Below are 15,546 nucleotides of genomic sequence, written 5' to 3'. Positions count from 1 at the left end.
TTCCTTGCGCAGAGTAAAAAGGTGTTATGCACATGACTGAAAGGCAGTATAACAATATGAAAGATGCAGCTCCCGTGAGGGAGCTGTTGTTCTTGCAAATAATCGAGGGATTAAGCCTTAACAGTTATGGCTTGAATTCTGTGCCCCTATGGGCGTTCAAGGTACCCTCCGCGACTTGTATAAGTTGATTTGCTGAACTGTAAAAAAACACCGCAGCACAGGCTGCGGTTTTATATATTAAGAGGGAGGGGTTAGCTTAATTCTGAGCGGCTGCAGCCTCATCCAGTGTTACTGTAACCTTTTCTTCTGCACCGTTTCTGACATAGGTAAGCTCGATTGAATCGCCTGCCTTATGCTCATTTTTCTTAGCGGTAAGTTCATTGTATGATGTAACGTCTTCATCATTGACCTTAGTAATGATGTCGCCGGTCTGCAACCCAGCTTTTTCAGCTGCACTGCCTTCTGCTACTGCGGTGATGTATACTCCCACAGGAAGGTTGTACATTCTTGAGATGTTCTCGGTAATATCCTGACAGCTGATACCTAACTGCGGCTTGCCTTTTACATAGCCATATTCCATTATATCTTTAACTATTCTTGCAGCTTCGTTTGAAGGGATAGCAAAACCGATTCCTTCGATACTTGCCTCAGAATATGAAACTGACATCTTGGAGGAGTTGATACCTATTACCTGACCTTTCCTGTTGATGAGAGGTCCGCCGGAGTTTCCTGAGTTAATAGCTGTGTCTGTCTGGATAAGCGTCATAGACTTTTCGCTTATTGTGATCTGGCGGTTAAGACCGGATACGATACCGCCTGTTACTGTGTTCATAAGGTCAAAACCGAGAGGATTACCTATTGCGATAACATCCTGACCGAGACTGAGCTCATCGCTGTTTCCGAATTCAGCTGCAACAAGATCATTTGCGTTTATTTTCAGTACAGCAAGATCATAGTCTGTATCATATCCGATGACCTCCGCATCATAGCGGTCTTCTTCGTTTACGATAACTGCAATACTGCTTGCAAGACCTGTGTTATACTCTGTATCATAGATAACGTGAGCATTTGTGACTATATAGCCGTTAGTTGTGATAACTACACCTGTGCCGGTAGCAGTTGCTGTAGATGTCTGTGGCTGCTGATTCTGACCGAATCCGCCAAAGTTAAAGTAACCGCCGCTGTTCTGCGAGGTCATTGTGAATGTGGATTCTATACCGACAACAGAAGGAAGTAACTTTTCGACTACTTCCTCTGTGGTGAGTTCACCGCTGTTTGTTCCTACGGGACTGATATAGCTTACGTTTTTTGCTGTAACAGCAGATTCGGAAGTGTTTTCAACTGATTCGTCCTCTGTTTCGTCAATGACGATTACTGACATATTTTTGTCAGTTTCAACTGCATAATGGTAGATGCCGATAGAACCTGCTGATACAAGAGCCATTGCCATAATTGACGCTGCTATCTTAGCACCCATGCGTCTTTTTATTTTCTTTGATACATTGCTGTCTGTTGTAAAAACTGTATATTCATTGTATTGATCGTTCATACAGTTTGTCTCATTGTCCTCGTTTCTGCCGTTCACTGTGTATTTGTACTCGTTTCTCATAATATGCACTATTCCTTTCAGAAATTTTATATTCGCTTTTTTTCGGGAGCCTTCCCGTTGCTGTGATTATATTATATTTCGTCTCTGTGAAATAAATTTGCAATAAATTTAGAATTTTTTGGGATTTTTAGTGTTGCTTTTTTCACATATATAAAAGCTGTGTGAATAAATGAGATGATTTTGTAAGTGCTTTCTTCACAGTTCACACACTTTTGAAAAAAAGTCTGTAGGGCGAAAGCTCACTATTAAAGTAAGAGAGTGAATATCAGCCGTGAGACAACTGCAAAGCTCAAATGAACTTTAGTATTTTATGGTTAAATATCAAAAATAGTAAAAAGGACTTGACAAGCGGAAATATATTTGATACAATATAATTGCAAGCAATATATAATCAGGGAGTGATACAATGGGATATGACTACAAGGAAGCAATGAAACTGGAAAATCAGCTGTGTTTTCCGCTGTATGCGGCGGCAAGAACTGTTACGGGAGCATACACTCCTTATCTGAAAGAGCTCGATCTCACATACACACAGTATATCGTTCTGCTTGTCCTCTGGGAAAAAGACGGGGTTACAGTGGGGGAGATATGTAAAAAGCTCATGCTGGACAGCGGAACTCTTTCCCCGCTGCTGAAAAAAATGAAAACTCTCGGATATATTGAAAAACAGCACAGCACTGAGGATGAACGGGCAGTTCTCATTTATCTGACCGAGCAGGGCAAGGCATTGCAGGAAAAGGCAAAGGATATCCCGATCAAGGTGGGACAGTGTGTTAAGCTCTCTCCCGAAAAGGCGAAGCAGCTCTATTCGCTGCTTTATGAATTACTTGATGGAAACAGCGATGATTTCCGATAATATGAAAGGAGCTCCAACTATGAAAACAGTGTACGATTTTACAGTTAAAGACCGCACGGGAAATGACGTAAAACTCAGCGATTACAGCGGAAAAGTTCTGCTTATAGTTAATACCGCCACAGGCTGCGGATTTACACCACATTATGAACCTCTTGAAGCTATGTACCGCGACCTGCATGATAAAGGCTTTGAGATACTTGACTTTCCCTGCAATCAGTTTGCAAATCAGGCTCCGGGAAGTGCCGATGAGATACAGTCCTTCTGCAAACTGAAATTTGGTACGGAGTTCCCACAGTTTGCGAAAATAGACGTGAACGGGGAAAACGCAGAACCACTCTTTGAATATCTGGCTACAGAGAAGCCTTTTGAGGGCTTCGGCAAAGGACTGAAAAACGCTGCTCTCAGTAAGTTTACGCAGCTGAATAACAAGAAATTCGGAGATAAAGCGTATATCAAATGGAACTTCACAAAGTTCCTCATAGACAGGACGGGCAGAGTTGTTGCAAGATTCGAGCCTACCGCCGATATGAAAGAGGTAAGGAAAGCGGTAGAAGAATTGTTGGGGTGATATTATGGGTGAAAAATTTGATCTTCAGGAATATCTCACCGAGGGTGTGGAGGGTATCGTATCCGAAGCGATAAAAGCCACATTTAAAAACCCGAAAGAAAGCGCATTTATGCTCAAATTTGCCGCTGCAAGCCGAACCGCTTCAAAAAAGCGCCGGAAAGCTGAGGAAAAAGGCGAGCATATACCGCCTTTTTTTATCGCAAGCATCACAAGCAAGTGCAATCTTCACTGTGCAGGCTGCTATTCAAGATGCAATCACGCAACGGTCGATTCCGAACTTGTCAAACAGCTCACCGATGAGGAGTGGCAGGCGGTATTCAATGAAGCTGAGGAACTTGGTATCAGCTTTATCCTGCTGGCAGGTGGAGAACCTATGCTGAGACGCGGAGTTATTGAAGCGGCAGGAAAGAAGCAGAATATCCTCTTTCCTATCTTCACAAACGGCACATACCTTGATGAAAAATACTTGGAGCTGTTCGACAAATGCCGCAATATGATACCTGTTATGAGTATTGAGGGCAGCCGTGAGCTGACAGATGAAAGGCGCGGCGAAGGCATTTACGACAGGCTTATCGCCAATATGGACGAGATAAAAAAGCGCGGACTCATATTCGGAGCATCTGTTACAGTCACTACAAGGAATTACAGGGAAGTGACCTCTCAGGCGTTTCTGGACAGCCTTGCGGAAAAAGGCTGTAAAGTGGTCATATTTGTGGAGTATGTCCCTGTGACCGAGGAGAGCCGTGAACTTGCTCCAACAGATACCGAGCGTGAGTATTTGCAGAGCGAGATAATTAGGCTGAGGGAAACACGCCCCGAAATGGTCTACATATCGTTCCCCGGCGACGAGAAAAGCTCAGGCGGCTGTGTTGCCGCAGGCAGAGGCTTTTTCCATATCAATTCCCACGGAGGAGCAGAGCCTTGTCCGTTCTCACCCTACTCTGATATAAATATAAAAAACAGCTCTCTGAAAGAGGCGATAAATTCGCCGCTGTTCAGAAAGCTGAGAGATGAAGGTTATCTGCTGGAAGACCATAGCGGAGGCTGTGTCCTCTATGAGAAACGTGAGCTGGTCCGGCAGATGATCAACGAATGAAAAGAAGGAAAAAATGAAAGGTATAATTCCATCGGGTCATATCAATACAGTGCCATTGTTTTGCGCTAACAGCTTTTTTAGCTTTATAACAATATCATACATATATGAATTGGTAGTCTTTTCTGTTCCGTTTTTGTAGGTGATTACGGTTTTATAGTAGTATCCGTCACTTACAGCTGGTCCAGTGGACTCATTTCTTTCATAGTTCTGAGACATTATTTCGTGATACTCATCTTTGGTTATTTCTGTTATTATTGGTTCTGTATCTGTATAGTCATCCGGAATCTCATATTTTAAAAGGAATTTACCGTTATCTTCATATATTTTCCATATACGGTTTACTCCCATGTATCCACCTGTTTCTTTAATATTTATCGAAACAGGTGTTTCTGTGTTTAGAATTAAAGCAGTTCTCATCTGACAGAGATCGAATACATCAAGCTTATTGTCGTTGTTGAAGTCGGCTGCTTTCCAGTTCTTTAATTCAACATTACAGCTGCCCAAGAGCCATTTTTTCAATAGTAACAAATCTGCTATATTTAATGCTCCGTCACTGTTTATATCTCCCATAACGGGGTCTTTCAGTAAGATTTCAGAAGTTCTGCCCTGACCGGTAATGACCGTGGATATGGTACCCTTAACAGAACCCTGGACTGAATCAATGAAGAAGTCACATATTTCGTCTTCGTCCTCGGTGGTGGCAACGCAAAGATAAAGGTCATCTGAGCCTTCAGGAATAGTGAATTCGGTATTTTCCAGTTTTGTCCATTCACCGCTTTGGGTATTGACTGTAGCGATGTCCAAATAAGACCAGTTTTCGTCTCTGCCCTGTTGGAGCGCGAGCTGCATTTTTACAGATTTGCCTGAGTTCTGGAGAACTCCCGTGCTGAAGCTGTATGTCTTGCCAGGTTTAAAAATACTCGGATCAAGCTTCTTGACAACTCCTTGCCAGTAATCGCTTCTTTCCGATATTTTGAGTGAATAATTACCGTTATAGTAATTATACTGGTCACGATTTATTGTTGATGTTCCTGTTGAGTACCAGTCATCAAAGTTAGTTTCAAAATCACTTTTAAAATAATTGCCGTCATCGTCAGGAAGTATTATCGGGTCAGGCCTTGTTTCGTAATAGCTGATATCGATGTTCTTTACATCAGCGTATCCATCGGATTGGTAGCCTTCAATGCTGAGGTTTACATCATAAAGTGAGCCTGACATATCAAGGCCTGCATTTTCCCATGCTTGAAAATGCTTTGACACATCGACAGAGCCTTTCATGTGGTTCGTCTTACCGTTTTGTGAACCGCTTGTCTGCCGGACGCTCCAATACTGCTGAAAAGTTGAAGTACCTTCGATAGATGGTTGATTATATCGTGTTACCCTATAAATATCATATTTGTTGCCGTTGAGAGATACAGACCTTTTCTTTTCACCGCCGCTTCCTGGTGGAGCCCAGCTGCCCCAGCCTTCAACGATGTAATACTCCACAAGAGGTTCCTGTGTCCAGCCGTATACACACAAATATGAATTTCCGTCGGGTGAGTAATCCACATCATAATCAAGAACGATGTCTTTGTATGACTTGTAATTTTTCCCCTTGCCGAATTGCTTTCCCATACGGGCGGTGAAGTTATTTATACCGCTCCATGAACAGGTAAATGAATGGTCAGCTGGCTGCATTTCTGCCTTGCCTTGTCCGTATTTGTTCCAGAGATCGTATTTGTAACCGTTGATCTCACCGATAATACACTCATCAGAAGAATGAGGAATGGATACAAAAGAGGGGACTCCCTGTTCTCCTAAGTAAGAGTTATCAATGTAGAAGTCACAGATATTATCTACCGAACAGATAATGATGGAGATATCTGTTGAACCTTCAGGGATATCAAGGCAGAAAAACTGATTTGAAAGTTCTGTCCATTCGCCTTTTCTGCATGATGCGGATGCAATATCTATATATTGACATTCGCCGTCAGGATCTGTATATTCAAGCTGAATAGAAAAATCATTTGAGCTAACGCTGTCCTGCATTACCATTGTTCCGATGCTGTAGGTTTCACCCGGAATCAGTGTATTTGAGCCTATTCTGAGTTTAGCACCTGTCCATGGTGCGTAACGGCTGTGAACAAGCATTCCTTTTGTATCATTATAGCCAACAGAGCTTGATTCAAGACATTCTGATTCGCGCGGTTCCCAGTTTTCCGTATCATCGTCGAAATCATTTTTGATATAATATCCGTCAGGATCGGGCGTCAGCGGAATATCATTATGCTGACCTGTGCTATATACTTTAAGAGGGGTACCGTCATGTCCGTTTCCCATTATTATGCTTTTTAGTTCAGCATTTCCGTCAGAATAGTAGCCTTCTATGTAGAATAATGCATCATAAAGAGTACCTGTGGTATCGAGTCCAAGTTTTTCCCATGAATCAAAGTGCTTTGCGATGTCAATGTAACTTTTAATGATATTATTCTTATCATTTGATGAAGCGCTTTCAGTGCGGACGCTCCAGTACTGCGGAAATGTTTTTACACCTTCGATACTTGGCTGGTTATAACGATACAGCGAATATACATCGTATTCATTGTTATTTACAACAGCCGTTCCGTATTTTTTTACATCTCCGTTTCCGGGCGGACGCCAGCTGCCCCAGCCATCTATGATATAGTATTCAACAAGCGGATTTCTTGTCCATCCGTAAGCACCGAAATACGTATTGCCAGATGAGTTTATTTCAAGATCATAACTGAAAGAAACATTTCCCATTTCTTTGCAGGTCTTGACAGGATTATTATATTCCTTTCCCATGCTTGCTACGAAATTCTCAATATTACTCCATGAGCAGGTAAAAGAGCCTGCTTTTGCTTCGTATTCGATGTCGCCGGCAGAGTACTGATTCCACATTTCATAGGCGTATCCGCCGATATTTCCTCTTTTCTGCTGGTCAGCTGCATATGCTGTAAACGGTATTGATGATGTTATCATCAGTGCAGAAACAGCAGTGCCTAAAAATTTTTTGAAACCGAATAATTTCACTTTGATCACTTCCTCTTATAAATAGGTAATAATAAAATGAGAGCCGTAAACGGGATTATATATATCTGATAGTATTATATACATAATTTCAGAAAATTGCAAGTCGTTTTTTGTGATTATTTATGTAGTTCTGTTACTTATAAAAAAAATAAGATCGCAGTTTTTTCCAGGCAATAGTGAACTCTCTGTTGTATTTCACAAACCTGTCACATAACAAAACCGAAATTCCACATTACACACCTGAGATTCCACTTTAACTCCATTTAACATACAAATTGCTCCGGTATAATACAATCATAGAAACAAAACCACCACCGACGAATTAAAAAGGAGAGTTATTATGAAAAAGATATATATGTATTCATTTATGGCGGCAATGTTCGCAGCAGCGGTTACAGGCTGCAGCAGCAATACAAATACAGACACCAGTGTTTCTGCTGATAATATGACAAGAACAGCTGTTGTTTCAGAGCAGAAAAAGTTAGTACAGCTTTCAAACAGTGAAGTAACTGAGGAATCCGCTTTTACTAAGCGTGATCTTGAGCAGACAGCCGATACAAGCGAAGCAAAAAGTATCACCGTATCCGATGACATGACCATTGACATTACTGAAGAAGGCGTATATACTATAAGCGGAACAGCTGAGAATTGCACCATAAGAGTTGAGGCTGACGAGAACGCAAAAGTTCAGCTGGTCCTTGACGGTGTAAGCGTCACAAACGTGGATTCCCCTGCAATATATGTGGTATCAGCAGACAAGGTATTCATAACTACCACAGACAGCGAGAATACCCTTGCGGTAAGCGGTCAGTTCAAAACAGACGGTGATACAAATACAGACGCGGTCATTTACTCAAAGGACGATCTTGTACTCAATGGCACAGGCACACTGAATGTAACTTCGTATTACGGCAACGGTATAACATCAAAGGACGATATGAAGATCACAGGCGGTACATACAATGTCAAGTCAGCACTTGACGCTTTTGAAGCAAATGATTCAATCTCTGTCAGTGACGGCACATTCAATATCACGACGAACAAGGACGGCTTCCACTGTGAGAATGACGAGGCTGAGGGAACTATCACAATATCAGGCGGAACATTCACTATCAACGGCCAAAGCGACGGCATACAGGCCTGCGCTCTGCTTCAGATCGACGGCGGAACAATGGACATCAACGCTTCCGAGGGACTTGAAGCTACGTACATTCTAATCAACGGCGGCGATATAAATATCTATGCAACTGACGACGGCATAAACGCATCTGCAAGCTCTGGTTCATATGAAACTGCAATTGAAATAAACGGCGGAAATATCAATGTTGAAGTAGGTCAGGGCGATACGGACGCTATCGACTCCAACGGCTCCATATATGTGAACGGCGGCACTATCAATGTCACAGCTCAGATGTCCTCATTCGACTATGACAGAACGGCAGAATTCAACGACGGTACGATAATCATCAACGGTACAGAGGTCTCCGAAATACCGCAGAGCATGATGGGCGGCGGTATGTGCGGCGGAATGAATGACGGCTTCGGCGGAGGCAGAGGCGGCAGATTCTGAAATGATAACAAAGGCGCTCTTTACAAAAGGGCGTCTTTCGTGTATAATATTTACAATAAAACCGAGGAGGTGCGCCATGCCAAAGATACTTATTGCTGATGATGAACCTAATATAGTTACTCTTATAAGCCGTTACGCTCAGCGCGAAGGCTATGATGTCAGGACTGTTTCTGACGGAAGACAGGCTATAGAAGCCTGTCATAATGAAGATTTCGATCTTATTGTCATGGATGTTATGATGCCCGATACAGACGGCTTTACAGCCTGCAAGAAGATAAAGGAATTCAGAGATATCCCTGTTATAATGCTCTCCGCAAGAGGTACGGAATTTGACAAGCTCTTTGGCTTTGAGGTGGGTGTTGACGATTACGTTACAAAGCCTTTCTCTCCTATGGAATTAATGGCACGTATCAAGGTGATTCTGAGTCATAGTAAAAAGCCTGAAACTAAAGAAACACGGAATATCAGTATTGGCGGCATTGTGATAGACACCTTTGGCATGACAGTTGAAATAGACGGCAAAAGGGCTGATCTGACCGCAAAGGAGTATTCGCTCCTGCTCCTTTTTGTACAGAATAAAGGCATCGTTCTGTCACGTGACAGGATACTGAATGAAGTCTGGGGCTACGACAGCTTCGGAGTTGACAGGACGGTTGACTGGCAGATAAAGCTTCTGCGAAGCAAATTGGGCCAGTACCGTGACTGTATCAGAACAATACGAGGGGTGGGATATAAATTTGAGATATAAAACAAGGACTTTTCAGCGTAAACTGCTGAGCTTCTTTATGTTCTTCACTGCTGTTATATTCGCTGTACTATGGCTTTTGCAGACCGTTTTCCTGCAGCGTTTCTATAACGGCATGGTAATAAAGAATACCCTCAAAGCTGCCGATAAAATAGCTTCTCAGAGTGCTTCGAGCGATATAACGGAATATATAGACGAGCTGTCCCGTGATAATTCTGTTCTTGTTTTTGTTACAGACACCGAAGGTAATATCCTTTACAGCTCGGACGAATACAAGAAAGGACATAAAAACCGGAACGACGAGCTTAACGGTGTGAGAGCCGAGTTCAGGTGGGAGCGCGGACATTACAGAGAGCTTCCGGAAAATTATGACGAGTTTCTCAGTGAGCTTAAAGTTTCAGACAGCGGTGAAGCGGAATTGCAGGCCGACGATTTATATGTTTACGGAAGATATATCAGCTTTTACGGCTTCGAAGACAGAGCCGTGCTGTATATCGGAACAACACTCAACGCAGTAGGCTCTGCTGCAAGAATAATCCGTGTGCAGCTTTTATGGGTGACGCTTCTGTCTGTTGTAATAGGCTTTGTGCTCGCATGGTTCATGTCAAGGAGCTTTTCACGTCCTGTGGCACAGCTTAACGAAAAGGCACACAAGCTTGCGTATAAGGAGAGCGATACTTCTTTCCGCGAGGGCTTCTGCTCAGAGCTTGATGAGCTGAACGCTACGCTTGACAATACGGCTGAGAAGCTTAAAAGATCACAGGAGTTCCAGAACGAGCTGCTTGCTAATGTCTCTCACGACCTGCGGACTCCGCTTACTATGATAAAGGGATATGCGGAAATGATAAGGGATATTTCGAGAGAAGATGAAAAGCAGTGTGCTGAAGATGTTGCGGTAATAGTTGAGGAGACCGACCGGCTTACTGCTCTTGTAAATGAGATACTTGAATATTCTGAGTTGCAGATGACAGATGCTGAGCTGGCAATGAGTGATGTTGAACTCAGTGAGATCGTTAATTCGGTTGCCGGCAGCTTTGAGAATCTCCATTCAAAGAACGGATATGTATTTGAGCGTCATATTGCTGAAAATATCCATATCAGCGGAAACGCGTCACGTCTGCAAAGAGCGGTGTATAATCTGCTTGACAATGCTGTGCGTCATGCAGGGGAGGACAAGTGGATAGGCATAACACTGAAAGCTGAAGCCAATAATGCCGTGATAGAGATTGCCGACCACGGCGAGGGCATGGCTCCCGAAGAGCTTGAACGGATATGGGATAAATACTATACCAAGCGTCAGCGACAGGGAAAAGGCGTTTCAGGTCTCGGTCTGGCTATCGTAAAGCAGACTATAGTTCTTCATAACGGTAAGTGCGAAGCCGAATCCGAAGTTGGCAAAGGAAGTATTTTCAGGATTTTGCTTAGTATTTCAGTATGATATTGCATTTTAGACATAAATGATTGATGATGTCCCCGTGTTCGCGGGGACATCATCATCGTCATGGTATTTAAGATTATTTTAAGACCCTTTTTTATTATAAAAAAAGTATGATAACGATAAAATAGGACAAGTAGGCTTTGGCTTATTTTTGAGAATGTTATTATGATTTTAATGCGTACAAAATAGTTTTATTCTCCATAAATTGCGATATTTTTATTATGTCTCATTTTTGATATAAAAGCCATACTTATGATATATTTTTCGCTTTGCTTTTAATTATAATGACATTGATTATGACTATAAACCGACAAGCGTTTGCCGGTGATGTATCATCTTATACTGCTTCAAACACTTTTCTTCCTATAAAGCAAACTTCTTACAAAATATCCTTTAAAACGTGATACTGTCACTATGTCTGACGATATATTAAGGTGATATGAAATTAAATAAGCGAATAATAAAGTCAGAAAATGCTTTCATTAATCCCTCTTATGAAATGCTGTTTCTACAGATCATGTAATTCGCTTTATCAAGCCATATGCAAAAAGGAACGTGATAAAAATGATAACCAAAACCGACAAAGCCGATGTATATACCGGAGAATACAGTGAGACCCTCAGGAACATCATGCTTCAGCAGGAGAAATATCTGCCTGAACTGAAGTATTTCCTCGATACCGAATATACATGAGCAAGCAGCAAAAGCAGGTCTTCACATCGCCCGGAGATCGTTATACTTGGTACAGGTATTCCTGAAGAGCTTGTTATGGCGGCAGGCTCATGGCCGTACTGGCTGACAGGAGGAATCCTCGGTTCGGTAGCGTGGTCTGACGATATCGTGCCGCGTGATACCGATCCTGTGAGCCGGTCTGTACTCGGATATATCCATCAGCCTGACGGCGCTGATTTTTCGGATTCAATTTTCATTGTACCGATAACGAGTGACAGCATGAGAAAGATCGCGTATCAGCTCAAGGATGAGGGACGAAAACTTTGTCTTGTCGATATTCCGCCTGATCGCAGCGACGGAATGGCAGAAGAAAAGTGGCAGCGTCAGATGCTTGATATGGCAGATACTATTTCAGCTTATACAAAGAAACGTATAACAAAGGACTCTGTTGTATCGGCTGCATTGAGAGTATCAAAAGCACGCTGTGCATTGACCACATTTCTGAATATTTCTCGTGAGCGGTCAGACATTATATCTGATATTGCTCGTCTGCTTGTACAGGACAGTTATTATCGTACAAGCAATATTGACGAATGGACATATCATGTTCAGCTGCTTACCGCCAATATTACGGATATGGCAAGCCGCTATGTCCGCGTCGGCAAAACAGACCACAAATAATCATTATGGGATCACCTGTAGTTTTCCCGAACTACAAGATCCCGTTCCTTGTGAATGATGTCGGTCTGACTTTACTCGACTCCATCGACTGCTCTGTTTTGAAGCATGACCTTCTGCATGAAAGGAACTCCTTTAAGGGAAGCTGCGAAACCATGATAAGGAATATCGCTTCCGCATGGTATGACAGGGATGCATCATCGGTATTTGTAAGAAACAATGCTCTTTTCGGATATATCTCCAATCTTGTTCAGAAGAGAGATATCGAGGGAGTAGTATATCACGTGCTTAAAGGACAGATAGAATACGATTTTGAGCTTGAACGATTTGAAACTCTTTTCTCAAAGTATAATATACCTGTATTCCGGCTTGAGACAGACTATCAGTATCAGGACGTCGAGCAGCTGAGGATACGTCTGGAGGCATTCTCAGAAATGCTTGCGCAGAACCGTTATAAAGAGGTGAGAAGAGTAAAATGAGAAAGAAAAAACGCATTATAGCAACGAGTGTGGTATGTATAATATTTCTGGCACTTGCTTATTTTGCATTATATTTGCCATTTTACAAATTTCCTCCCGAAAGCTATGGAACAAGTCTTGAAAAAATTTTTTCGCTTGAATATATAAAAACTCTCGTCCCTCTTTTTATCATTGCAGGTGCTTCTGCACTGGGAATAATTCTGACAGTATGCCTAAGAAAAAAGATAATGCAAAAAGGGGACAATAGTTCAAAGTATGCAAACAGATACGGCAGGGGCAGAGGAAAAGCCGTTAAGCATAAGCCGGCGTTGTTTATGATAGTCCGCTGGATAATAATGATAGTATTTGCGTTTATGATGATATGGGGAGGACTTTTATTCGGACTGAGATCGACTGATATTAACCTGCCAATTTTTTCATGTCCTGCGAATAATGTGCAGATGGCAGAAGCAAGCTGTTATTTTCTGTCACATCCTAAGGATCTGTTTGAGGAACTCCCTGTAAAAAACATCATTATATTTTGGGGCAGCACTTTGTTATTTACTGTACTGCTCGGACGTGTGATGTGCGGTTTCCTGTGTCCGATGGGACTTGTTCAGGATATTATGGACAGGATACGAAAAAAACAAAGACTAAAGGCGCAGCAACCAACGAAAAATGTATTCAGTTTTCAAACCGGTAAGATGGTTTATGATAATTCTGTTTTTCGGTATCGGTTTTGCAGGCGGGAACTTCTGCAATTTCTGTCCTGCGATCACTGTTTCGCCTATACTGGCAGGTATAGGTGTTAGTCTTTATGTCAGCGGATTCCTTATGATACTGATACTGATAGGCAGCTTCTTCAAGCGCAGGCTGTTCTGCAATATCTGTCCCCTTGGATATCTTGTCGGACTGTTTCACAGGCTCTCTCCTTTCCGCATAAAAAAGGACTGCACAGCCTGCACCGAATGCGGTGCCTGCTATGAAGCCTGTCCTATGGGCATAAAAACGATCTATACAGAGAGAGGAAAAGCCGATGTTACCGAAGCAAACTGTATAATGTGCGGAGAATGTGTTAAGTGCTGTCCAGAGGATAATGCACTTTCACTGACATTTGCAGGAAAGAAGCTTTATACGGCTTCAAGAAAGAGTATAATGTCCGGCTATGTTCCTAAGGACAGATGAGGATAAAAGCATGATTACAATGTCAAAAGATCAGGAGCGGAAAGCTCGTCAGGATAAGCGCTTTATCAACAAGGAGACACAGACTTCTGCAAAGTATCTGCGCCGTATAGAAGAGCTTGCGGCTGCATTTTATAAGGTCGGACGGGCACAGTATGAGCTTTCGGAATTCATACGTCTCAAAAAGCATATGCCATATCTTATAAGAGGCACTCAAGCAATGACGATAATGAACGCAGCAGCCTATATGCCTGCTGAGGTATGGGCAGATGCGCTCAGAAATGTAAATATGTCTCTCAGCCTTCGCGCCATGAAGGGGGAGAAGGTGACAACAAAAAATCTGCCGCGGATCATGCTGACAGGTTCACCGATAGTATTCCCGAATCTGAAGATACCGCTTCTTATCGAAGAAATGGGCGGTATAGTGGCAGGTGATGAGACGTGTATGGGAGAACGCGGTATTTGGGCTCCTCCTGTGATTACTGATAACAGTTTTGACGGAATGATGAGGGCACTTGCAAACCGTTCACTTCGTCCTTGTCCGTGTCCGACTTTTTCAGACAACTCTCAGCGCATATACCGTCTGAAGCAGCTCATCAAGGATAATCAGATACAGGGTGTTATCTATCACGTTCTGAGGGGATGTCTTGTTTACGATTTTGAGTACAAGCGCATAGAGGACGAGCTCGGAAAGCTTGATATCCCTGTTATACGCCTTGAAAGCGACTATAATGATGAAGACGTCGAGCAGCTCCGTATACGAATAGAAGCGTTTATCGAGCTCATCAAGCTGAGACAGGCACCTGAAAAGCGGACGGAAGTTCGCAGAGACATTTAAGGAGTAATAACAATGGGAAAATATTACATTGGACTTGATGGCGGCTCCACATACCTGAAAGCCGCTCTTATCGGAAATAATCAGGTAATTGACACTATGGTGCGCAATACCGGAATAGACAATGACGGCACTGCACGTAAGCTTGTCCGTGAGCTTTGCAACAATAACGGTATCCCTCCCTCGGATATAGGCTATTAATGGCTACAGGCTACAGCAGGAAGGTTCTGGAGGTTGCTGATGATGATATTTCCGAGATAACCATTCATGCATACGGAGTCAGGATAACCGCTCCCAAGGATTACCGTCCTGGTATGATAATAGATATCGGCGGTCAGGATTCAAAGATAATTTATCTTGACAGTAAATACGCGGTCAAGAATTTCAGCATGAATGATAAATGTGCCGCTGGAACAGGCAAATTCATGGAAGTCATCGCACAGATACTGGAAACTACCATTGATAACGTAGGACCTCTTTCGCTGGAGGCAACAAATCCATGTGATATAAACAGTACCTGCGTGGTTTTTGCACAGTCTGAGGTAATATCGCTTGTGGCAAGAAAATATGACCGCAGGGATATACTTGCTGGTATGCATATTTCAATGGCACGTCGTATCGTAAAAATGATGAAGAAATCCGAAAAGGACGGAGATATCCTTATGACAGGCGGAGGTTCGCTGAATACGGGACTTCATAAAGCGTTTGAGGAAGAGCTTATGAGAGATGTTTATGTTGCTTTGTATCCTCAGTTCAACGGTGCGATAGGAGCTGCACTGATAGCAATCGAAAGAGGCTGATGC

Annotated in this window: 16 protein-coding genes; 14 read left to right on the top strand and 2 right to left on the bottom strand. The window is 42.7% G+C overall.

Annotated features, from left to right (window positions below; all coding sequences use genetic code 11):
* Positions 1-256: 256 nt before the first annotated feature.
* Entirely contained in the window at positions 257-1,609 is a 1,353-nt protein-coding gene (locus tag QZZ36_RS10110) for a trypsin-like peptidase domain-containing protein (protein ID WP_295080980.1), read from the bottom strand.
* Positions 1,610-2,015: 406 nt separating this feature from the next.
* Between QZZ36_RS10110 and QZZ36_RS10105 the strand changes: the two genes are divergently transcribed.
* From QZZ36_RS10105 to QZZ36_RS10095, 3 genes are read left to right on the top strand one after another with little or no spacing between them, the layout of a single operon-like run.
* Positions 2,016-2,465: a MarR family transcriptional regulator gene (locus QZZ36_RS10105; RefSeq protein WP_295080977.1), complete on the top strand. Its 450-nt coding sequence runs from the start codon at positions 2,016-2,018 to the stop codon at positions 2,463-2,465.
* Between the two features lie 19 nt (positions 2,466-2,484).
* On the top strand, positions 2,485-3,033 hold the full coding sequence (locus QZZ36_RS10100) for a glutathione peroxidase (protein WP_295080974.1): 549 nt from the start codon (positions 2,485-2,487) through the stop codon (positions 3,031-3,033).
* Between the two features lie 4 nt (positions 3,034-3,037).
* Positions 3,038-4,129: a radical SAM protein gene (locus QZZ36_RS10095; protein WP_295080971.1), complete on the top strand. Its 1,092-nt coding sequence runs from the start codon at positions 3,038-3,040 to the stop codon at positions 4,127-4,129.
* A gap of 36 nt (positions 4,130-4,165) precedes the next feature.
* Here the strand turns inward: QZZ36_RS10095 and QZZ36_RS10090 are convergent, their stop codons facing one another.
* Complete coding sequence (locus QZZ36_RS10090; RefSeq protein ID WP_295080968.1) at positions 4,166-7,165, bottom strand: glycoside hydrolase family 11 protein; 3,000 nt, start codon at positions 7,163-7,165, stop codon at positions 4,166-4,168.
* A gap of 340 nt (positions 7,166-7,505) precedes the next feature.
* Here QZZ36_RS10090 and QZZ36_RS10085 point away from each other — a divergent pair, with 340 nt between their 5' ends.
* From QZZ36_RS10085 to QZZ36_RS10035, 11 genes are all read left to right on the top strand, one after another.
* A complete protein-coding gene (locus QZZ36_RS10085; protein ID WP_295080965.1) occupies positions 7,506-8,735 on the top strand; it encodes a carbohydrate-binding domain-containing protein in 1,230 nt (409 codons plus the stop codon).
* 76 nt (positions 8,736-8,811) lie between these two features.
* The gene (locus tag QZZ36_RS10080) at positions 8,812-9,483 is read left to right on the top strand and encodes a response regulator transcription factor (protein ID WP_295080962.1); all 672 of its coding nucleotides are present in this window, start codon (positions 8,812-8,814) and stop codon (positions 9,481-9,483) included.
* A complete protein-coding gene (locus QZZ36_RS10075; RefSeq protein WP_295080959.1) occupies positions 9,473-10,918 on the top strand; it encodes a HAMP domain-containing sensor histidine kinase in 1,446 nt (481 codons plus the stop codon). Before QZZ36_RS10080 ends, QZZ36_RS10075 begins: the two co-directional genes overlap by 11 nt.
* 564 nt (positions 10,919-11,482) lie before the next feature.
* Positions 11,483-11,611, top strand: a complete 129-nt coding sequence (locus QZZ36_RS10070; protein ID WP_295080955.1) for a hypothetical protein — start codon at positions 11,483-11,485, stop codon at positions 11,609-11,611.
* Between the two features lie 36 nt (positions 11,612-11,647).
* The gene (locus QZZ36_RS10065; RefSeq protein ID WP_365686243.1) at positions 11,648-12,271 is read left to right on the top strand and encodes a 2-hydroxyacyl-CoA dehydratase family protein; all 624 of its coding nucleotides are present in this window, start codon (positions 11,648-11,650) and stop codon (positions 12,269-12,271) included.
* A 5-nt stretch (positions 12,272-12,276) separates the two neighbouring features.
* A complete protein-coding gene (locus tag QZZ36_RS10060; RefSeq protein ID WP_295080951.1) occupies positions 12,277-12,747 on the top strand; it encodes a 2-hydroxyacyl-CoA dehydratase family protein in 471 nt (156 codons plus the stop codon).
* Positions 12,744-13,538 (top strand): 4Fe-4S binding protein, encoded by a 795-nt coding sequence (locus QZZ36_RS10055; RefSeq protein ID WP_295080947.1) that lies wholly within the window; start codon positions 12,744-12,746, stop codon positions 13,536-13,538. Before QZZ36_RS10060 ends, QZZ36_RS10055 begins: the two co-directional genes overlap by 4 nt.
* Complete coding sequence (locus QZZ36_RS10050) at positions 13,438-13,911, top strand: 4Fe-4S dicluster domain-containing protein (protein ID WP_295080944.1); 474 nt, start codon at positions 13,438-13,440, stop codon at positions 13,909-13,911. The genes QZZ36_RS10055 and QZZ36_RS10050 overlap by 101 nt, the downstream gene beginning before the upstream one ends.
* 10 nt (positions 13,912-13,921) lie before the next feature.
* On the top strand, positions 13,922-14,746 hold the full coding sequence (locus tag QZZ36_RS10045) for a 2-hydroxyacyl-CoA dehydratase family protein (RefSeq protein WP_295080940.1): 825 nt from the start codon (positions 13,922-13,924) through the stop codon (positions 14,744-14,746).
* Positions 14,747-14,758: 12 nt separating this feature from the next.
* Positions 14,759-14,944, top strand: coding sequence for a hypothetical protein (locus QZZ36_RS10040; protein ID WP_295080936.1), 186 nt, complete (start codon positions 14,759-14,761; stop codon positions 14,942-14,944).
* A complete protein-coding gene (locus QZZ36_RS10035) occupies positions 14,944-15,543 on the top strand; it encodes an acyl-CoA dehydratase activase (RefSeq protein WP_295080933.1) in 600 nt (199 codons plus the stop codon). The genes QZZ36_RS10040 and QZZ36_RS10035 overlap by 1 nt, the downstream gene beginning before the upstream one ends.
* The last annotated feature ends 3 nt before the right edge of the window (positions 15,544-15,546 follow it).

It is taken from the genome of Ruminococcus sp. (genome assembly GCF_016287535.1).
Classification (GTDB): Bacteria; Bacillota; Clostridia; order Oscillospirales; family Ruminococcaceae; genus Ruminococcus.
This window is presented reverse-complemented; position numbering and strand designations above follow the sequence as displayed.